We start from the raw sequence: 18888 nt of genomic DNA on the forward strand, positions 1-18888 counted from the left end.
AGCCCGGTGGGTCGGCCGGCGTCCCGGGGGACGGCGGGCCGGCGGGCGCCGGACGGCCGGGGCCGTCAGGTGGCCAGCGCCTGCGCCCGGCTCACGTCGGCCTCGCCGACGAGCTCGTCGCGCCAGCACTCCACCTCCGGGCGCCGGCGGCGCAGCGCCCGGCGCTCGCGCTCGGTCATGCCGCCCCACACCCCGAAGTCCGCCCGCGAGTCGAGCGCGTCGGCCAGGCACTCCAGGCGCACGACGCAGGCCGTGCACACGGAGCGCGCGTCGCGCTGCGCCGCACCCTCGACGAACAGCTCGTCCGGGGGCACCTTGCCCGACCCGCACGCCGCCCGCGCCGTCCAGTGGCCGTCCGGCCCCGCGATCGACATCGGCACTCCCTCGTCCCTGAGACACCGGGACGCGCCGGGGCGTCCGCCCGCACCGAGGTGCGACGACGGACGCTGCGGCAGTCCCCCCTGCACGGCGACCGTACCCGGTCGTGTCGCCCCGGGGCATCCACCGTTCGGTGGAACCAGTCGCGTTCCCGCACGCGGCGGGCCGTGTGCAGGTACCGTGCAGGTCCCCGTGCGCCCTGTGGACCGCACGATCACGCGCCGCCTCCTCCCGTACCCTGGCAGGCATGGCTCCCTCCCCCTCGCCGCGCGGGCGGCAGGTCACCGTCGTGCAGGCGCTCGCGCTGCTGCTCGCCTTCGTGCTGACGGCAGGCGTCGGCGGGCTCCTGACCGCCGGGCTGGTGCTGCCCACCGTGGCGGTCGCCGACACCGCGACCGACCTCAGCATCGAGGCGTTCGAGGACCTGCCGAGCGAGCTGGAGCCGGGCCCGCTGTCGGAGAAGTCCACGATGCTCGCCGCCGACGGCACCGTGCTGGCGACCTTCTACTCCGAGAACCGCGTCGTCGTCCCGCTGGAGGACGTGTCGGAGGCCATGCAGCAGGCCGTCATCGCCACGGAGGACAAGCGGTTCTACCTGCACGGCGGCATCGACCCGGCCGGCATGATGCGCGCCGCGGCCCGCAACCTGCTCGGCAGCTCACGCGAAGGCGCGTCGACGCTCACGCAGCAGTACGTGAAGAACGTCCTCATCGAGACCGCGGTCCGCGAGAACGACCTCGCCGCCGCGGCCGCCGCCCGTGAGGCCGAGGGCCCCGAGGGGTACTCGCGCAAGCTCCGCGAGGCGAAGCTGGCCATCGCCCTCGAGAAGCGGATGACCAAGGACGAGATCCTCGAGAACTACCTCAACATCGCGCAGTTCGGCGTCGCGACCTACGGCGTGGAGTCCGCCGCCCAGCGGTACTTCAGCAAGTCCGCGAAGGACCTGACGTACCTCGAGGCCGCGACGATCGCCGGCATCACCAAGAGCCCCAGCGCCTTCGACCCGGTGGACTACCCGGAGGACGCCCAGGGCCGCCGCAACGTGGTGCTCGGCCTGATGAGGGACCAGGACTACATCACGAAGAAGGAGTACGACGAGGGCGTGAAGACGCCGATCGCCGACACCCTCCACGTGAGCGAGCCCCGCAGCGGGTGCATGTCCGCCGGCAGCGTCGTCGCCGGTTCCGGGTTCTTCTGCGACTACGTGACCCGCGTCATCGAGAACGACCCGGCCTTCGGCGAGACGCCCGAGGAGCGCCGGGAGCTGCTGCTGCGCGGCGGCCTGACCATCACGACCACCCTCGACCCGCGCCTGCAGACCTCCGCCGACGCCGAGGTGAAGGCCGGCGTGCCGGTGGACGACCCGACCGGCATCGGCTCCGCGATCTCCGTCGTGCAGCCGGGCACCGGCCAGATCAAGGCCATGGCCGAGAACCGGAACTTCAACAACTCCGCGGACGCCACCGGGCGCGACACGTCGGTCAACTACAACACCTCGTACGACTACGGCGGCTCGACCGGCTTCGCCCCCGGCTCGACGTTCAAGCCGTTCACCCTGCTGGAGTGGCTGAAGCAGGGCCACAGCCTCAACGAGCGCGTGAACGGCTCGGTCCGCCCGCTCAACGAGAACCAGTTCACCGCGTGCGGGCAGCCGGGCATCAACAAGACCTGGACGCCCGGCAACGCCGAGGGCGGCCGAGGCGTCATGACGGTCGCCGACGCGACCAAGGGCTCGGTCAACCTGGCCTACCTGTCGATGGCCATGCAGCTCGACCTCTGCAACATCATGGACGGGGCCGCGCAGCTCGGCGTCGTCAAGGCGGGCGGCAAGTCCGGAACCGGCACGTTCGACCCGTTCCCCGCCAACGTGCTCGGCTCGCAGTCGACGACGCCGCTCGCGCTCGCCGCGGCGTACGCGACGTTCGCCTCCGGCGGCACCTACTGCCAGCCGATCGCGATCACCAGCGTCAAGAACGCGAGCGGCGAGGAGCTGGACATCCCGTCCGCGAACTGCACGCCCGCGCTCAGCCCCGAGCTCGCGAACGCCATGAACTTCGGTCTCAGCCAGGTCTGGAACGGCACGGGCAGGACGATAGGGACGCCGCAGTACACCGCGTCCGGCAAGACCGGCACGACGTCGGAGAACGAGTACACCTGGTTCGTCGGCTACACCCCGCGCCTGTCGACGGCCGTGTGGGTCGGCTACCCGGACCGCTTCACCCCGATGCAGCACATCACCGTCGGCGGCCAGTGGGTCAACTACATGTACGGCGCGACGATCGCCGGCCCGACGTGGAAGCGGTTCATGGACACCGCCCTGCTCGACGGCGACCCGAACCCCGGGTTCGGCGAGCCGACCAGCGAGTACGTGTACGGGCGGCCGGTGCCCGTCCCGTCCGTCGTCGGCCAGGACCAGGCGACCGCGACGAGCACGCTCGAGGGCGCCGGGTTCGCGGTCACGATCGGGACGCCCGCCAACTCCGACAGCGTCCCGGCGGGCTCGGTCATCAGCCAGGACCCGGCCGGGGAGGCCACGCTCGGATCGGCCATCACCCTGACCGTCTCGAGCGGTCCCGCCCCCCAGGCTCCCGACGAGCAGGAGGACGGGCAGCAGAACGGCGAGGGCGGAGGCCGCGGCGGTCGCGGCGGCGGCGGCGGCGGTGGCGAGGGCCAGCCCAGGCCGAACGACCCGTGACGCACCCCGCCGCCCGCACCCTCGGCGGACTCGCGCTCGCAGGTGCCGGCGCGCTGGCCTGGGCGTCTCTCGTCGAGGTCCGCTGGTACACCCTGCGCGAGGTCACCGTCCCGGTGCTGCCCGCCGGGCAGGACCCGCTGCGGGTCCTGCACCTGTCGGACCTGCACCTGACGCCCGGGCAGCGCCGCAAGGTCGACTGGGTGCGTGACCTCGCGTCGCTGCGACCCGACCTGGTGGTGGACACCGGCGACAACTGGGCGCACCTCGACGCGATGCCCACCCTCCTGGAGGCGCTCGAGCCGCACCTCGGCACCCCCGGGGCGTTCGTCTGGGGCTCGAACGACTTCGTCGCGCCGACGCCCAAGAACCCCGCGCGGTACCTGCTGCCCGACGCCCGGACGACCCGCCGGGAGCCGCCGGTCGAGCTGCCGTGGCGCGAGCTCGGACGCCGCCTGTCGTCCGCGGGCTGGGTCGACCTCACGAACCGCCGCGGCGTGGTGGAGACCGCCGGGCGCCGGATCTCGCTGGTCGGCACCGACGACGCCCACCTGGACCGCGACCGGTTCCCCGCGGCCGGCGGCCCGGACGACGTCCGCCCGGCCCCCGTGCGGGACGACGCCGGCGTGACCCGGGCGGAGGGCGGCGACGTCGACCTGCACCTCGGCGTCACGCACGCCCCGTACCGGCGCGTCCTGGACGCCATGCTGGCCGACGACGCCGACCTGGTGCTGGCCGGCCACACGCACGGCGGCCAGCTCGCGGTGCCCGGCTACGGCGCCCTCGTCACCAACTGCGACCTGGACCGCGGTCGCGCCAAGGGCCTGCACGGCTGGCCCGGCCCGCGTCCCGACGAGCGCGGCGGCGCCGACTCCACGTGGCTGCACGTCAGCGGCGGCCTCGGCACCTCCCCGTACGCGCCGGTGCGCTTCGCGTGCCGCCCGGAGGCGACCCTCCTGACGCTGGTCCCCGCCTGACCGACGCGACGTCGGTCACACCCCGCGACGGCCTGCCCGTCCCGGTTAACGACCACCCCCGGACCTCGGCTATGCTGGGCGGGCTTCACCGGGGTGTGGCGCAGCTTGGTAGCGCGCCTCGTTCGGGACGAGGAGGTCGTGGGTTCGAATCCCGCCACCCCGACCGGTGATGTCGCGGCAGGACATCGACGAAGGCCCGGACCGGACGGTCCGGGCCTTCGTGGTCCGTCGGCGCGCTCAGCAGCCCGACCGGGTCTCCTGCCTGCCGGGCTCGACGCCCGGGTGGCCGACGTCGGTCCCGGCCGGCCGCTCCCGACCGGGCACGTCGGCACCGGAGACCTCGGCACCGGGCACCTCCGCACCGGGCACGTCGGCACCGGGCACCTCCGCACCGGGCACCTCGGCACCGGGCACGTCGGCACCGGACGACCCCGGCGCGGTCCGTGGCGCCCCGAGCGCGGCCGTCGCGATGCGGAAGCGGTCGCGTCCCGCCTGCTTCGCCCGGTACAGCGCGATGTCCGCGGCCGCCAGGGCGCTGCCCGGCGGGGTCGCCGCCGTGACGCGCGCGATGCCGGCGGAGAACGTGACGCCGGTGCCCTCCTCCGCCCACTCGGCGCGCAGCGCGCGGAGCATGTTGACGGCCTGGACGGGCTCGGTGCGCGGCAGGACCAGCACGAACTCCTCACCGCCGTACCGGGCGGCGTAGTCGCGGCGGCGCAGGTGCTGGTCGACCGCGTGACCGAAGCGCTCGAGCACGTGGTCCCCCATCACGTGGCCCTGCGTGTCGTTGACGTCCTTGAAGTGGTCGAGGTCGCAGATGACGACGCAGTCGCCCGGGCGCGCGGCCGCCAGCCGGTCGTCGAGCCCCCGGCGGTTGCCGAGCGACGTGAGCGCGTCCGTGCGGGCGTCGGCGCGCAGCCTGCGGAGGATGGCGCGCTGGTAGGCGATGGTGAGCGCCAGCACCTGCGCGATCGCCCACCAGATGACCCCGTAGACGGCGAGCCGCACCAGGACGTGGCCTCCGAGCTCCGTCACCATCACGGCGTACGCGCACCACGCCACGGGCAGCAGCGCGAGCGCGTCCCGGCCGCGGTGGAACAGCCCGACGTAGACGAAGCAGAGCGGGACGAGGCCGACGAACGCCTCCGCGACCCCGGAGGTGGTCAGGCCCAGCCCGCCCAGCGCGAGGAGCAGCGCGGCGGGGAACGCGAGCGTCGCGCGGGAGCCGCGGCGCCACGGCAGGCGCAGGCTCGCGAGGACCAGCAGCAGCATGGCGGCGGACGTGGAGGCGAGGACGGCGAGCTCGTGCTGGTCGACGCCGAGGAACGCCGCGCCGAGCACCACGACCGCGCCGGCGAACAGCAGCATGACGCGCCCGGCGGTGGCCGCGTTGCCGCCGACGCGGAACGGCGCCGGCACGTGGGCGAGCAGACGGACGACCACGGGCGCGTCGGTGCGCTCGCGGAGGTCGTCGGTCGCGGAGGGGGTCACAGGTGACCCATCGGCCGACCCGGGCGCCACCTTCAGGAAGTGGTTGACCCGTCCACAAGATCTGCGCGAGATGCTGCGGTCCGCCTCAGCGCCACCGGAACACGCGCGCGGCGACCGGCACGAGCACGACGGTCCACCCGGCCATCACGAGCAGCTCCCGCACCGGGACGCCGTCGCCCACCCACCCGGCGAGCATCGCCTGCGACCCGGCGCCGAGCGGCGTCCACACGGCGATCCGCTGGATCGCCTCGGGCATGATCGGCAGCGGCAGCCACACGCCCGCGAAGAACAGCGAGACGAAGTACAGCGTCATGCCGATGCCGTTCGCGGCCCCGGCGGTGGGCGCCCGCGCCGCGACCAGCGAGCCCAGCCCGAAGGTCGACGCGGCGGTGAGCAGGAACGCCGCCAGCACGACGCCCGGCCGCTCGGGCGCTGTCACGTCGACGACCAGCATGCCGACGGTGAGCGTGAGGACGGCCGCGAGGAGCAGCGCCGCGACGTTCACGACGATCTGCGCGACCAGGAGCCGCGACGGCGGCAGCGGCGTGGTCGACAGCCGGCGCAGCACGCCCTGCCCCCGGTACGTGGCGATGACCGTCGGGTAGGACGAGAGGGCGACGGTGCCGACCGCCAGGGTGAGCACGATCGGCGTGTAACCGGTGATGCCCGAGATGGTGGCGAGCAGCGGGTCGGACGGGTCGTACGGCGCGGACCCCCACGGCGTCGCGAGCCCGAGCACCGTCAGCAGCACGGCCGGGAAGAGCAGGGCGAAGAACACGGTGGCGGGGTCGCGCAGCGCCAGGCGTGCCTCGACGGACGTCACCCGGGCGAGCACCCGGGGGCTGGTCGCGGACATGTCAGACCTCCTGGACGGCGGGCCGGGCGTCCGCGCCGGTGAGCCGGACGAACGCGTCCTCGAGGGTGGCCCGGCCGACGCGCAGGTCGTCCGGGCGGATGCCGTCGGCCGCGAGGGCGACCATGACGTCCTGGACCACGTTGCCGGTGCCGCGGACCTCGACGGTGCCGCCCGGGCGCTCCTCCACGCCGGACACCGCGGGCAGCGCGCGCAGCACGGCGAGGTCGGGCGCCGACGACGGGCGGAACACCAGCGACTGGTCGGCGCCGACACGGGCTGCGACCTCGGCGGGCGACCCCTCGGCGACCACCCGGCCGGAGTCGACCAGGACCACCCGGTCGCACAGCCGCTCGGCCTCCTCCATGATGTGCGTGACCAGCAGGATCGTCACGCCGCGCTCCCGCACGCGCTCCACCACGGACCACGTGTCCCGGCGCGCCTGCGGGTCCAGTCCCGTGGTCAGCTCGTCGAGGACCGCGATCTCCGGGTTGCCGACCAGCGCGAGCGCGATCGACAGGCGCTGCTTCTGCCCGCCGGACAGCGCGGCGAAGCGGGTGCCGGCCTTGTCGAGCAGGTCGAGGTCGCGCAGCAGCGTCTCCGGGTCGGCCGGGTCGTCGTAGAAGCAGGCGTACTCCTCGACCGCCTCCCGCACGGTCAGGCGGGCCGGCAGGGCCGACTCCTGGAGCTGCAGGCCGACGCGCTCGCGCAGGGCCGCCCGGTCGCGCGCCGGCCCGCCCGGGTCGAGCCCGAGGACCCGGACGTCGCCGCCGTCCCGGTCGCGCAGGCCGCCGATGATCTCGACGGTCGTGGTCTTGCCGGCGCCGTTGCGCCCCAGGATGCCGACGATCTCCCCCTGCTGGACGGTGAGGCCGACGTCGGCGACGGCCACGGTGCTGCCGTAGCGCTTGTGCAGGTGCTCCGCGTGGATCACGGGTTCGGTGCGGGTCATGCGGGTCGTTCCTCCTCGGCTCGGACGTGCGGGAGGTGCGGGGGTGCGCGGCCGCTCCCGGGCCGCCGCGCGCGGTGCGCGGGTCAGCCCCTGCGGGGTGCGATCGCGCGACGGCGGGTCAGGACGGAGAAGGCGGCCGCGAGCGCCGCCGCCAGGACGGTCGCCACGGCCAGGACCGCGAGCGGTGGGGTGCCGGTGCCCGGCTCCCCGCCGACGACGTCCGCGAACGGCCGCCAGTCCCCGCCGTCGCCCACGAGCGTCGCGACGAGCAGGACCGGGCCGACGGTGAGCGGGAGCGTCAGGGTGCCCCACCACCCGCCGCCGACCGCGTAGACGGTGCCGACCAGCAGCCCGGAGAGGTGGGCCACGAGGTAGGTCGCCAGGTAGCTGATGAAGACGGCGACCAGGCCCTCGGACGGCGCGAACCAGCCGTCGACCAGTCCCCAGTCCCACCCCATCGCCCGGTACCAGGTGCGCTCGGCGAGCAGCGCGGCCGTCATGCCGGCCGAGAGCACGGCGGCGATCACGACCACCGCGCCCAGGGCGCCGCGCACGTAGCTGCGGCGCGTCATCCCGTTCGCGACGTGCACGGGCGGGTACGCCGCCGCCACGCCGATGAGCACCGAGAAGGGGAACCAGATGCCGCTCTGGCGGGCGAACCAGACCACGGACATCTCGACGTGGCCGACGGAGGCGACCACCAGCGGCACCGCGACGACCACCACGACGACGATCGCGGCGTAGATGCCGGCGATGGGCGCGAACCAGCGCAGCAGGTTCCGCGCGGTGCGGAGCGCGGGACCGCGCCGGCGGCCGGTGCGGGCCGGCCACAGCGGCCTGCCGCGGGCGGCGCCGGGCGCAGGTGACGGTGCGTGCGCGGTGGTCATCGGACCCTCCCCAGCTCCTGGACGGCCTCGCCGGCGCCCTCCGCGGTCAGGTGGACGAAGAGGTCCTGCAGGGGCACCGGGCCCAGCTCGAGCCCCGCGGCGCGGGCGTCCGCCCGCTCGGCGTCCGACGGCGACGCGAGCACGGTGGCCTGCGCGGTCCCGCCGAGCTGCTGGCGCCCGAGCACCGTGCGCCCGACGACGAAGCGCTCGACCTCCCGGACGGGCCCGGTGACGGAGACCCCGCGAGCGGTCAGCGCGTCGGCCTCCTGCGCGAGCAGCACCCGCCCGTGGTCGATCACGACGACGTGCTCCAGCAGGCGCTCGACCTCCGCGATGAGGTGGCTCGACAGCAGGACGGTGCGCGGGTGCTCGACGTAGTCCTCCAGCAGCGCGTCGTAGAAGGCGTACCGGGCCGGGGCGTCGAGCCCCAGGTGCACCTCGTCGAGGATCGTCAGGTCGGCGCGCGCCGCGACGGCCAGGACGATCCCGAACGCGGACTTCTGGCCGCGGGACAGCTTCTGCGGCTTGGCGCCGGGGTCGAGCGCGAACCGGTCCATGAGGCGCTCGGCGACCTCCCGGCTGAACGCGGGGCGACTGTCCGCCGTGTAGCGCAGGTTGGTGCGCAGCGTCTCGGAGTCGAGCACGTCACCGGACTCGCGGACCAGCAGGATGCGCGGCACGACGTCCTCGTCCTCCCAGGGCTCGCGGCCCCCGACGAGCACCCGCCCGGCCGTCGGCCGCCGGAACGCCGCGACCACGGACGCGAGCGTCGTCTTGCCGGACCCGTTGCGGCCGAGCAGCCCGGTGACGGCGCCGGCGGGGACGCTGAGCGTCACGCCGTCGAGGGCGACCGTCCGCCCGTAGCGCACGGTGAGGTCCTGGACCTCGACGTCGAGGGCGGTCACGACGCCGCCCCGTCCTCGAGGGCCGCGCGGTCCCGCAGCCGGGCGACGACGTCCTCGAGCGGGATGCCGAGCGCGCGGGCCCTCTCCGCGACCGGGTCGACGACCTCCGCGAAGAACGACTCCCGCCCCTCGGCGCGCAGCCGGTCGGGCGCACCCGGCGCCACGAACATGCCGACGCCGCGGCGCTTGTACAGGATCCCGTCGTCGACGAGCTGCGCGAACGCCTTGGCCGCCGTGGCCGGGTTGATGCGGAAGGTGGTGGCGTACTGCGTGGTGCTCATCACCTGCTCCTCGGGCTGGAGGTCGCCCCGCAGGACGTCCTGGCGGATCTGGTCGGCGATCTGCACGTAGATGGGGTCACGCCCGTCGAACACGCGCACCCACCTCCTCGCCGGTCCTGCGGTTCATTACTCCACTAATGAACCACAGCACCTCGCCCCCGCACAAGCCCGGGCAGCACGGAGCCCGCCGCGGCGGGCGTGACGGTGCGGCCGTCACGCCCGCCGGGCGGGCTCGGGGAGGCGTCAGGCCCGGGCGGCGCCCAGGCGCGCGGCCAGCAGCTCCGCGACCTGCACGGCGTTGAGGGCCGCGCCCTTGCGGAGGTTGTCGTTCGAGATGAACAGCGCGAGGCCCCGGCCGTCCGGCGCGCCCGGGTCCTGCCGGATCCGCCCCACCAGGGACGGGTCCGCGCCCGCGGCGGCCTGCGGCGTCGGGACGTCCGCGAGCTGCACCCCCGGCGCGCCGGCGAGCAGCTCGTACGCGCGCTGCGGCGTGATCGGCCGCTCGAACTCCGCGTTCACGGACAGCGAGTGGCCCGTGTACACCGGCACCCGCACGCAGGTCCCGGACACCAGCAGGTCGGGGATGCCCAGGATCTTGCGGGACTCGTTGCGGAGCTTCTGCTCCTCGTCGGTCTCCAGCAGGCCGTCGTCGACGATCGACCCCGCGAGCGGGATGACGTTGAACGCGATCGGGGCGACGTACGTCACCGGCTCCGGGAACGTCACGGCGGACCCGTCGTGCACGAGCGCGAGCGTGTCCTGCTCGACCGCCGCGCGCACCTGGCCGTCCAGCTCCTGCGCGCCGGCGAGCCCGCTGCCGGACACCGCCTGGTACGTCGACACGATCAGCCGGCGGAGCCCGGCCTCCTCGTGCAGCACCCGCAGCACCGGCATGGCCGCCATCGTGGTGCAGTTCGGGTTCGCGACGATGCCCTTCGGGATGTCGTCGAGCGCACCGGGGTTCACCTCGGAGACGACCAGCGGCACGTCGGGGTCCATGCGCCAGGCCGACGAGTTGTCGACCACCGTGACGCCCGCCGCCGCGAACCGCGGCGCCTGGGCCCTCGAGGTCGCGCCGCCCGCGGAGAACAGCGCGATGTCGAGCCCGCTCGGGTCCGCCGTCGCGGCGTCCTCCACGACGACGTCGCGCCCACGCCACGGCAGCGTCGACCCGGCCGAGCGCGCGGACGCGAAGTAGCGGATCTCCGCCACCGGGAAGTCGCGCTCGTCCAGCAGCCGCCGCATGACGGCACCGACCTGACCGGTCGCCCCGACGACGCCGACCCGCAGCCCGGCGCCCACCTGCTCGCTCATCGTCCCGTCCCTCCGTACACCACGGCCTGCTCGTCGGCGCTGTCCAGGTCGAACGCGGTGTGCACGGCGCGCACCGCGTCGTCGAGCTGGTCGGAGCGCGTCACCACCGAGATCCGGATCTCCGACGTCGAGATCATCTCGATGTTGATCCCCGCCTCCGACAGCGCCGCGAACAGCCGCGCGGACACCCCCGGGTGGGACTTCATGCCGGCACCGATCAGGGACAGCTTGCCGATGGTGTCGTCGTACTGCAGCGAGGTGAAGCCGATGTCCGGCTGGTGCTCGGTGAGCGCCGTGGTCGCGGCGGCGCCGTCGCTGGCCGGCAGCGTGAAGGAGATGTCCGTGCGGCCGGTCGCCGCGGCCGAGACGTTCTGCACGATCATGTCGAGGTTCACGCCCGCGGCCGCGACGACCTCGAAGATGCGCGCGGCCTTGCCGGGCACGTCCGGGACGTCGACGATCGTGATCTTGGCCTCGCTGCGGTCGTGCGCGACGCCGGCGATGATCGGCTGCTCCATCGGTGCTCCTTCTTCGTTCGGCGCGTCGGTGACGAGCGTGCCCGTGTGCGTGGAGAACGACGACCGCACGTGCACGGGCACCGCGTAGCGGCGGGCGTACTCGACGCAGCGCAGCATCAGCACCTTCGCGCCGCTGGCCGCCATCTCGAGCATCTCGTCGTAGCTGATCCGGTCGATCTTGCGGGCCGACGGCACGATGCGCGGGTCCGCGGTGAACACGCCGTCCACGTCGGTGTAGATCTCGCAGACGTCGGCGTGCAGGGCGGCCGCGAGCGCCACCGCGGTGGTGTCGGAGCCGCCGCGGCCGAGCGTCGTGACGTCGTTGGTGTGCTGGGTGACGCCCTGGAAGCCCGCGACGATCGCCACGGCGCCGGAGTCCAGGGCGGCGGCGATGCGGCTCGGCGAGACGTCGATGATCCGCGCCTTGCCGTGCACCTCGTCGGTGATGACGCCCGCCTGCTGGCCGGTGAACGACTGCGCCTCCACGCCCAGGCTGCTGATCGCCATCGCGAGCAGCGACATGGAGATCCGCTCGCCCGCGGTCAGCAGGATGTCCATCTCGCGCGACGGCGGCAGCGGGGTCATCTGCTGCGCGAGGTCGATGAGCTCGTCCGTCGTGTCGCCCATCGCGGACACGACCACCACCACGTCGTCGCCCGCGCGCTTGGCCTCCGCGATCCGCTTCGCGACGCGCTTGATGCTGTCGGCGTCGGCGACCGACGAACCGCCGTACTTCTGCACGATGAGGGCCACGAGTGGGGACTTTCCGGGTGGCGGGGTCCGGCCGCGGGGGGCGACCGGCAGGGGTCGGGCGCAGTCTAGGACGCGCCGGCGCCCGTCCCCCCGGGCCGCCCGCATCGCGGGACCGCGCGGTCGCGGCTACAGCAGCGAGGCGGCCAGCCGCACGATCAGCACCGCCACGACCACCAGGAACACCACCCGCACGAACCCGCTGCCCCGGGCGACCGCGGTGCGCGCGCCGAGGTACGAGCCCAGGACGTTGGCCGCGCCGACCAGCAGCCCCAGCCGCCACAGCGGTGCCCCCTGCGCGGCGAAGACGACGAGCGCCCCGAGGTTGGTGGCGGCGTTCACGATCTTCGCCTGCGCGGACGCCTCGAGGAACGCGTACCCGAGCACGCCGACGAGGGCGATGACCAGGAACGACCCGGTGCCCGGTCCGAGCAGTCCGTCGTAGAACCCGATGCCGGCCCCCAGGCCGAGCGCCACGAGCAGGTGCGTGCGCCCCTGCCAGCGCAGGGCGGTGGCCCGCCCGACCTGCGGCCGGGCGACCGTGTACGCGGCGACCGCCACCAGCGCCACGAGGATCACGGGCACGAACACGTCCTCGGGGAGCAGCGACGCGAGGCCCGCCCCGCCGGCGGCGCCGGTCAGCGCCGCGAGCGCCATCGGGCCCGCCGTCGCGAGGCCGGGCTGCACCCGGCGGTAGTAGGTCGCCGCGCTGACGGACGTCCCGAGGATGCCGGCGAGCTTGTTCGTGGCGAGCGCCTGCACCGGGCTGATGCCGGGCACGAGCAGCAGCGCCGGCAGCTGCACCAGACCGCCCCCGCCGACCACGGCGTCGACCCAGCCCGCGGCGAAGCCGGCCAGGACGAGCAGCAGGACGGTGCCGAGGGTGAGCTCCAGCCCGGAGACCGTCACGAGGCGGTCGCGCGGTGCGCGGCCACGATCGCGGCGGCGGCGCGACGCAGGTGCTCCGCGACCGCCGCGCCGGCCTCGGGACCGCCCACGTAGCCCGCGACCATCGCGCCGTCACGGAGCATGACGAGCTCCTCGGCGGCGGCCGTCGCGTCGGGGACGCCCAGCTCCGTGAGCAGCTCCGCGGCGGTCGCGACCATCCAGCGCCGGTGCTCGGCGACCACCGCGCGCACCGGGTGCGACGGGTCGGCGTACTCGGCCGCGGCGTTGATGAACGGGCAGCCCCGGAACCCCGGGAGGCACGCCGCACCCCCGAGCACGCCCGCGTAGGCGTCGAGCACCGTGCGGGGGTCCGCGGGGTGCGCGGCCCGGTAGCCGTCCACCGCGGCGCGCTCGGCGTCGGCGACCGACGTCAGGTAGGCGACGACGAGGGCGTCCTTGGTGGGGAAGTGCCGGTAGAACGTGACCTTCGAGACCCCGGCCTCGGCGATGACCCGGTCGGCGCTGACGGTGCGGATGCCGTCCGCTGCGAAGCGCCGGGAGGCGGCGTCGAGGATGCGGGCGGCCACGGGCGACGCGGGCCGGGCGGGGGCGGGCGTCGGCGCGGACGTCGGCACGGCGGTCTCCCCTCGGGTCGGTGCGGCGCGGGCGTGGCCCCTCGCGCCGATCCAGTCTGGCATGGCGGCGCCGGGCGTGGTTCACTGTAGACGTACTAGTTCGTCTACATACATCGAGCACGAGGAGCACCGCATGAGCGCCGTCTACACCGCCATCGCCACGTCGACCGGCGAGGGCCGCGCCGGGGGCCGGGTCGCCTCCGACGACGCCGTGCTGGACCTGACGCTCGCCGTGCCGCCGGCCATGGGCGGCCCCGGCGGCGGCACGAACCCCGAGCAGCTCTTCGCGGCCGGGTGGGCGGCGTGCTTCCACTCCGCCCTCAAGGGCGTGGCGGCCGCGGCCAGGACGCCGATCCAGGACTCCGCCGTCGTCGCCGAGGTCGGCATCCTGCCCAACGGCTCCGGCGGTTACACGCTCGAGGCGGCGCTGCACGTCGAGCTGGGCGGCGTCGACCAGGAGACCGCCGAGCGGCTCGTCGCGCAGGCGCACCAGGTGTGCCCCTACTCCAACGCGACCCGCGGCAACATCGAGGTCACGCTCGAGACCACCGTCGGCTGACCCGGTCCCCGCGCCGCCTCGCGCGGCGCGGGTTCGGCACCGCGCGCGGAGTCCCCGGGGCGGCCTCAGCGCTGCAGGGCGTCGTACTCCGCCTCGGCGGCGACGTCGTCCTCGACGTCCAGCCGCAGGTGGGCGAGCAGCGTCTGCAGGGTGCGCAGCACGCTCGACGCGCGCTCGCCCCACGTGGACAGGTACGAGAACTGCCACCACCACAGCGCCTCGAGCACGTGCCCGCGGTCGTAGTGCCGCAGGCCCTGGACCAGCGCACCGGCGATCGCCACGAGGTCGCCCGACAGCGTCGCCGCGCCGACCTCCGTGCCGAGCACCGGGTCGACCACCTCGGCGTACTCGTCCACGCCGTCCAGGACGTTCGCCAGCGCCGACCGCAGCGGGTCGACGTCCGGGTCCGGGCCGACGTCCGGCTCGTAGCGCTCGCTCGGCACCACGTCGACGATCGCCCCGAGCCGCGCGCCGACACCCAGCACGTCCGACACCGCGAGCAGCAGCAGCGGGATCGCGGCGTCCGGGTTCGCGCCGGCACCGACCTCCGTGACCGTCGAGAGGAAGGCCCGGGACTCCCGCGCGACCGACTCGGCGACGGCGCGCAGGTCCGCGGCCTCGCCGTCGGGCACCGGGGCGGCGTCCGCGGTGACGGGTGCGTCGTCAGATCGGGTCACGCGGGCCATCGTGCCCCTCCTGCGGGCGACACGCCCAACGGCCGGCCGGCGCGGTGGCAGGCACCCAGGTCAGGCGCTGATGCGCCGGCGCCCCTCGAACGCCCGGCCCAGCGTCACCTCGTCCGCGTACTCGAGGTCGCCGCCCACCGGCAGGCCCGAGGCCAGCCGGCTGATCGTCAGGCCCATCGGCACCAGGAGGCGCGCCAGGTACGTGGCCGTGGCCTCGCCCTCGACGTTCGGGTCGGTGGCCAGGATCACCTCGGTGACCGTCCCGTCGGCCAGGCGGGTCATGAGGTCCTTGATCCGCAGGTCGTCCGGGCCGACGCCCGCGATCGGGTTGATGGCCCCGCCGAGCACGTGGTACCGCCCGCGGAACTCGCGCGTGCGCTCGATCGCCACGACGTCCTTCGGCTCCTCGACGACGCACAGCACCGCCGCGGAACGCCGCGGGTCGCGGCAGATGCGGCAGAGGTCCTCCTCCGCCACGTTGCCGCACTGCACGCAGAACCGGACGCGGGCCTTGACCTCCGTCAGGGCGTCGACCAGACGGCGCACGTCCGTGGGGTCGGCCGCGAGGATGTGGAACGCGATGCGCTGGGCGCTCTTCGGCCCGACCCCGGGCAGTCGCCCGAGCTCGTCGATCAGGTCCTGGACCGCGCCCTCGTACACGCGCACAGCCTACGGCCCGGCACCCACACCGGCCCCCGCGCCGCTCCGGCCGGGCGCACCCGCCCGGCGCGGGCGGTCGTCCGGATCAGAACGGGCGGTCCTCCGGCTCCTCGACCACGGTGGCGCCGAGCATCTGGGCCAGCAGCGGCACGCCCGACAGCCCGGAGGACCCGATGTCGGGGTCGTCCATCGACGGCTCGTCGTCCGCCCACGTCACGCGGGGAGCACCCGGTGCCGCACCACCCGCGCCGCCGCCCGCGGCCGCGGCGCGTGCCGCCGCCCGCACACGGTCGGCACCGCTCGGCGGGGCGGGGGCCCAGTCGTCCTCGGGCGGCGGCTCGGCAGCACCGGGGTCGTCGGGGTCGGTGTCCCACGGCGGCGGGGCGGAGGGCGCCCGGTCGCGGGCGGCCCCGGGCCGCGGCGTCGCGTCGTCCCCGGGCGACCCGGGGCGACCCGCACCGCCGGCACCGGTCGAGGGCCGGGCCGCACCGCCGGACGTGGACGGGGCGGGGGCTCCCGCCGGGCGGCCGTCCCCGGGCTCCCCACGGCGGGCGGTGCCGACGGCCCGGCGGACCGACGCGTGGCCGCGCCCGGCTCCCCGGCCGCGCGCGGGCCGTCCGGCGCGGGCCGGGTGGCCCCGTCGGGGTCGTCGTCGGCCGCACCGTCCGCGCTCACGTCGGGGGCCGGCCCGTCGTGCGGCGCACGCGCGCCGGGCTCGGACGTCGGCCGGGGCGCGGGCGCGTCCCACGAGGCCGCCGCCTCCGCGGCGGACGGGGCGCCCCCGCGGCCACCGGCGGGCGCCGGGCCCTGCGGCTCGGCGGACCGACCCGGGGCGGAGCCCGGGCCGGCGAGCACGGGCTCGACCTTCACCGAGAACCCGAGCGTCTCGCGCACCGCCTGCTGCACGAGGTCCGCGTGCGGCCCGGACCGGAACGCCGACGCCAGCCCGGGGGCCGAGAAGCCGAGGCGCAGGGTCGTCGCGTCGAGCTCGACCACCTGGGCGTTCTGGCTGATGAGGACCCACGTGGTCTTCTTCAGCCGACCGAGCGTGTCGAGCACCTCCGGCCACCGCCGGCGCAGCACCTCGGTGTCGCCGCCGCCGGGCGCGCCGACCGGGCGCTCCACCGGGGCGACGGGCTCGGCGACCGGCACGTCGTGGACCACCGCCGCCGGCTCGGCGGGGCCGGCGGGCTCCGGCTCCTCCGGGGCGTCGGACGGCTCCTCGTCGGGGATGGGGCCCGCGGCCTCGCGCCGGCCCGGCGCGGGGACGTCCGGCCACGAGGTGTCGCCGTCGGCGTCCGCGGCGGCGACGGGGGCCGGCTCGGGGGCGGGGGGTGACACGTCGTCCGGCGGCGCGAGCGGTGCCTCGTCGGCGGGCGCGTCGACGACGGACCCGGCCTGCGCCGACCCGGCCTGCGCCGCGCCCTGCGCCGACCCGGCCGGCGTCTCGTCCTGCGCCGACCCGCCCGGCGCCGACCCGGCCGGCGTCTCGTCCTGCGCCGACCCGCCCGGCGCCGACCCGGCCCGCGCCCCCGCGTCCTGCACGGGAGCGTCCACCGGCGCGACGACCGCGACGCGCTCGACCGGTGCGGCCGGCGTCACGACCGCGACGCGCTCCACCGGTGCGGCCGGCGTGAAGCCCCCGGCCGACGGACGCGCCCCGGCCACCTCCGCGGGCTCCCGCCCGGCGGCCGGGGCGGAGCCACCGCCCACGCGGACGCCGTCCCGCTCGAGCCGGTCGAGGCGGGCACCGAGCCCGGCCGCGGAGTCGTCCAGCGCGGGCAGGAGCAGCCGCGCCATGAGGAGCTCGAGGTGGAGCCGGGGCGACGTCGCCCCGGTCATCTCGGTGAGCGCGGTGTTGACGAGGTCGGCGGACCGGGACAGCTCGGCCGCGCCCAGATGGGCGGCCTGCGTCTGCATCCGCGTCAGCTGGTCGCCCGGCACGTCGCGGAGCACGGCCGCCGCGGCGTCGCCGGACGCCGCGAGGACGATGAGGTCGCGCAGCCGCTCGAGCAGGTCCTCCACGAACCGGCGCGGCTCGTGTCCCGTGGCGATGACGCGCTCGACGACGCGGAACGCACTGGCGCCGTCCCGGGCGGCCACGGCCTCGACGAGGTCGTCCAGCAGGGACGCGTGGGTGTAGCCGAGCAGCGCGACCGCGGCCTCGTAGTCGAGCCCCTCGGGGCCCGAGCCCGCGATGAGCTGGTCGAGCACGGAGAGCGAGTCGCGGACGGACCCCCCGCCCGCGCGCACGACCAGCGGCAGCACGCCGGACCCGACCTGCACGCCCTCGGCGCGGCACAGCTGCTCGAGGTAGCCGACCATGACGTCCGGCGGCACGAGCCGGAACGGGTAGTGGTGGGTGCGCGAGCGGATGGTGCCGATGACCTTGTCGGGCTCGGTCGTCGCGAAGATGAACTTCACGTGCTCCGGCGGCTCCTCGACGATCTTCAGCAGGGCGTTGAACCCCTGCGGCGACACCATGTGCGCCTCGTCGAGGATGAACACCTTGTACCGGTCCCGCGCCGGGGCGAACGTCGCGCGCTCGCGCAGGTCGCGCGCGTCGTCGACGCCGCCGTGGCTGGCCGCGTCGATCTCGACCACGTCGAGGCTGCCGGGGCCGCCGCGCGCGAGCTCGACGCACGACTCGCACACGCCGCACGGGGTGTCGGTCGGCCCCTCGGCGCAGTTGAGGCAGCGCGCGAGGATGCGCGCCGACGTCGTCTTGCCGCAGCCGCGCGGGCCGGAGAACAGGTACGCGTGGTTCGTCTGCCCCGTGCGCAGCGCCTGGCGGAGCGGACCGGTGACGTGGTCCTGCCCCACGACCTCCGCGAAGGTCTCGGGCCGGTAGCGGCGGTAGAGGGCTGTCGTCACCCCCAGAACTCTAGAGGTGGCAGCCCACACGCCGGGACCCCGGCGAGGTCGGCTGGGGACGGCGCGAGCGCTTCTCCTCCGGCGGGGGCGCCCGGCGCGCGCGACTCCCCGCCCGGGGCCTCGGCGCGCGCGGGCCGCGGCGGCAGCGGACGGGGCGGTGCCGGCGCGGCCCGCGTCACGCGCGCGACACGGCGTCCCGCATGTCGGACGCGCCGTTCCATGCTGCGAGACGCGACGCTAGTTTCACCGCGTCGCGGACCGCCCACGGTCCGCCCGGGCGCCCGAGGAGGAGGCAGCACGATGCGCGAGCACGCCACGACCACCTGCCGCCTCTCGATGTGCGCCGCCGCGCAGGCCGTCGCCTGTCGCTGTACCGCCACGGCCTGACGGCCCGCCGCACCGCGACCGCACGAGCCGCCGGCACGGCCCCGTCCCGCACGCGGACCCAGCGGCGGCGCCCCGTCGCCCGCCACGGCCCGCGGTGCGACCACCACCGCCCGCGCCCGACGCCCCGGGGCGGCGCCGCGCACCGCCGGCCCCCGGTCGCCGCACGACCCCCGAACCCCGCACCACCCCCGACCCGGCACG

At 75.7% G+C, this 18888-nt stretch carries 18 protein-coding genes and 1 tRNA gene; 4 read left to right on the forward strand and 15 right to left on the reverse strand.

All coding sequences use genetic code 11. The features are described from left to right. Positions 1 to 65 precede the first annotated feature (65 nt). Positions 66 to 374 (reverse strand): WhiB family transcriptional regulator, encoded by a 309-nt coding sequence (locus tag P9841_RS09740; RefSeq protein WP_283321815.1) that lies wholly within the window; start codon positions 372 to 374, stop codon positions 66 to 68. Positions 375 to 625: 251 nt separating this feature from the next. Here P9841_RS09740 and P9841_RS09745 point away from each other — a divergent pair, with 251 nt between their 5' ends. The 3 genes from P9841_RS09745 to P9841_RS09755 all read left to right on the forward strand — a co-directional run bounded on the left by P9841_RS09745 (position 626) and on the right by P9841_RS09755 (position 4210). Then, positions 626 to 3073, forward strand: a complete 2448-nt coding sequence (locus tag P9841_RS09745) for a penicillin-binding protein (protein ID WP_283321816.1) — start codon at positions 626 to 628, stop codon at positions 3071 to 3073. Continuing rightward, positions 3070 to 4047, forward strand: a complete 978-nt coding sequence (locus P9841_RS09750) for a metallophosphoesterase (protein ID WP_283321817.1) — start codon at positions 3070 to 3072, stop codon at positions 4045 to 4047. Before P9841_RS09745 ends, P9841_RS09750 begins: the two co-directional genes overlap by 4 nt. A gap of 89 nt (positions 4048 to 4136) precedes the next feature. After that, positions 4137 to 4210 (forward strand) — tRNA-Pro (locus P9841_RS09755). Between the two features lie 74 nt (positions 4211 to 4284). Here P9841_RS09755 and P9841_RS09760 read toward each other — a convergent pair. The 10 genes from P9841_RS09760 to P9841_RS09805 form a co-directional block, all read right to left on the reverse strand. Beyond that, positions 4285 to 5538: a GGDEF domain-containing protein gene (locus P9841_RS09760; RefSeq protein ID WP_283321818.1), complete on the reverse strand. Its 1254-nt coding sequence runs from the start codon at positions 5536 to 5538 to the stop codon at positions 4285 to 4287. Positions 5539 to 5623: 85 nt separating this feature from the next. After that, complete coding sequence (locus tag P9841_RS09765; RefSeq protein ID WP_283318504.1) at positions 5624 to 6394, reverse strand: ABC transporter permease; 771 nt, start codon at positions 6392 to 6394, stop codon at positions 5624 to 5626. A gap of 1 nt (position 6395) precedes the next feature. Continuing rightward, on the reverse strand, positions 6396 to 7343 hold the full coding sequence (locus P9841_RS09770; protein ID WP_283318505.1) for an ABC transporter ATP-binding protein: 948 nt from the start codon (positions 7341 to 7343) through the stop codon (positions 6396 to 6398). Between the two features lie 83 nt (positions 7344 to 7426). Beyond that, on the reverse strand, positions 7427 to 8230 hold the full coding sequence (locus tag P9841_RS09775; protein ID WP_283318506.1) for a hypothetical protein: 804 nt from the start codon (positions 8228 to 8230) through the stop codon (positions 7427 to 7429). Then, positions 8227 to 9135, reverse strand: a complete 909-nt coding sequence (locus tag P9841_RS09780) for an ABC transporter ATP-binding protein (RefSeq protein WP_283318507.1) — start codon at positions 9133 to 9135, stop codon at positions 8227 to 8229. Before P9841_RS09780 ends, P9841_RS09775 begins: the two co-directional genes overlap by 4 nt. Beyond that, positions 9132 to 9509: a GntR family transcriptional regulator gene (locus P9841_RS09785; RefSeq protein ID WP_283318508.1), complete on the reverse strand. Its 378-nt coding sequence runs from the start codon at positions 9507 to 9509 to the stop codon at positions 9132 to 9134. The genes P9841_RS09780 and P9841_RS09785 overlap by 4 nt, the downstream gene beginning before the upstream one ends. Positions 9510 to 9659: 150 nt before the next feature. After that, entirely contained in the window at positions 9660 to 10730 is a 1071-nt protein-coding gene (locus P9841_RS09790) for an aspartate-semialdehyde dehydrogenase (protein WP_283318509.1), read from the reverse strand. Next, positions 10727 to 12001 (reverse strand): aspartate kinase, encoded by a 1275-nt coding sequence (locus tag P9841_RS09795; protein WP_283318510.1) that lies wholly within the window; start codon positions 11999 to 12001, stop codon positions 10727 to 10729. Before P9841_RS09795 ends, P9841_RS09790 begins: the two co-directional genes overlap by 4 nt. Before the next feature lie 126 nt (positions 12002 to 12127). After that, complete coding sequence (locus tag P9841_RS09800) at positions 12128 to 12907, reverse strand: TSUP family transporter (protein WP_283318511.1); 780 nt, start codon at positions 12905 to 12907, stop codon at positions 12128 to 12130. Next, the gene (locus P9841_RS09805; RefSeq protein WP_283318512.1) at positions 12904 to 13521 is read right to left on the reverse strand and encodes a TetR/AcrR family transcriptional regulator; all 618 of its coding nucleotides are present in this window, start codon (positions 13519 to 13521) and stop codon (positions 12904 to 12906) included. The genes P9841_RS09800 and P9841_RS09805 overlap by 4 nt, the downstream gene beginning before the upstream one ends. A 133-nt stretch (positions 13522 to 13654) precedes the next feature. On the opposite strand from P9841_RS09805, the gene P9841_RS09810 reads away from it, so the two are divergent. After that, positions 13655 to 14080 (forward strand): organic hydroperoxide resistance protein, encoded by a 426-nt coding sequence (locus P9841_RS09810; protein WP_283321913.1) that lies wholly within the window; start codon positions 13655 to 13657, stop codon positions 14078 to 14080. 65 nt (positions 14081 to 14145) lie between these two features. On the opposite strand, the gene P9841_RS09815 is transcribed toward P9841_RS09810, so the two are convergent. The 4 genes from P9841_RS09815 to P9841_RS09830 all read right to left on the reverse strand — a co-directional run bounded on the left by P9841_RS09815 (position 14146) and on the right by P9841_RS09830 (position 18300). Further along, positions 14146 to 14712, reverse strand: coding sequence for a DUF5063 domain-containing protein (locus tag P9841_RS09815; RefSeq protein ID WP_283321914.1), 567 nt, complete (start codon positions 14710 to 14712; stop codon positions 14146 to 14148). A 114-nt stretch (positions 14713 to 14826) separates the two neighbouring features. Further along, positions 14827 to 15426 carry a recombination mediator RecR gene (gene recR / locus P9841_RS09820; protein WP_283318513.1) on the reverse strand — a complete coding sequence of 200 codons (600 nt, stop codon included), beginning with the start codon at positions 15424 to 15426 and terminating at the stop codon, positions 14827 to 14829. 85 nt (positions 15427 to 15511) lie between these two features. Continuing rightward, positions 15512 to 15643 carry a hypothetical protein gene (locus tag P9841_RS09825; protein ID WP_283318514.1) on the reverse strand — a complete coding sequence of 44 codons (132 nt, stop codon included), beginning with the start codon at positions 15641 to 15643 and terminating at the stop codon, positions 15512 to 15514. After that, positions 15640 to 18300 (reverse strand): DNA polymerase III subunit gamma and tau, encoded by a 2661-nt coding sequence (locus P9841_RS09830; RefSeq protein WP_283318515.1) that lies wholly within the window; start codon positions 18298 to 18300, stop codon positions 15640 to 15642. The genes P9841_RS09825 and P9841_RS09830 overlap by 4 nt, the downstream gene beginning before the upstream one ends. Between the last annotated feature and the right edge of the window lie 588 nt (positions 18301 to 18888).

The sequence above is a fragment of the Cellulomonas sp. ES6 genome (genome assembly GCF_030053835.1).
In the GTDB taxonomy this organism is placed as follows: domain Bacteria; phylum Actinomycetota; class Actinomycetes; order Actinomycetales; family Cellulomonadaceae; genus Cellulomonas.

What these genes read in the sequence shown, in the direction of transcription:
- P9841_RS09765 (WP_283318504.1), bottom strand. Translation starts at nt 6,394, where the DNA reads ATGTCCGCGACCAGCCCCCGGGTGCTCGCCCGGGTGACGTCCGTCGAG.
- P9841_RS09775 (WP_283318506.1), bottom strand. Translation starts at nt 8,230, where the DNA reads ATGACCACCGCGCACGCACCGTCACCTGCGCCCGGCGCCGCCCGCGGC.
- P9841_RS09745 (WP_283321816.1), top strand. Translation starts at nt 626, where the DNA reads ATGGCTCCCTCCCCCTCGCCGCGCGGGCGGCAGGTCACCGTCGTGCAG.
- P9841_RS09770 (WP_283318505.1), bottom strand. Translation starts at nt 7,343, where the DNA reads ATGACCCGCACCGAACCCGTGATCCACGCGGAGCACCTGCACAAGCGC.
- P9841_RS09790 (WP_283318509.1), bottom strand. Translation starts at nt 10,730, where the DNA reads ATGAGCGAGCAGGTGGGCGCCGGGCTGCGGGTCGGCGTCGTCGGGGCG.
- P9841_RS09810 (WP_283321913.1), top strand. Translation starts at nt 13,655, where the DNA reads ATGAGCGCCGTCTACACCGCCATCGCCACGTCGACCGGCGAGGGCCGC.
- P9841_RS09740 (WP_283321815.1), bottom strand. Translation starts at nt 374, where the DNA reads ATGTCGATCGCGGGGCCGGACGGCCACTGGACGGCGCGGGCGGCGTGC.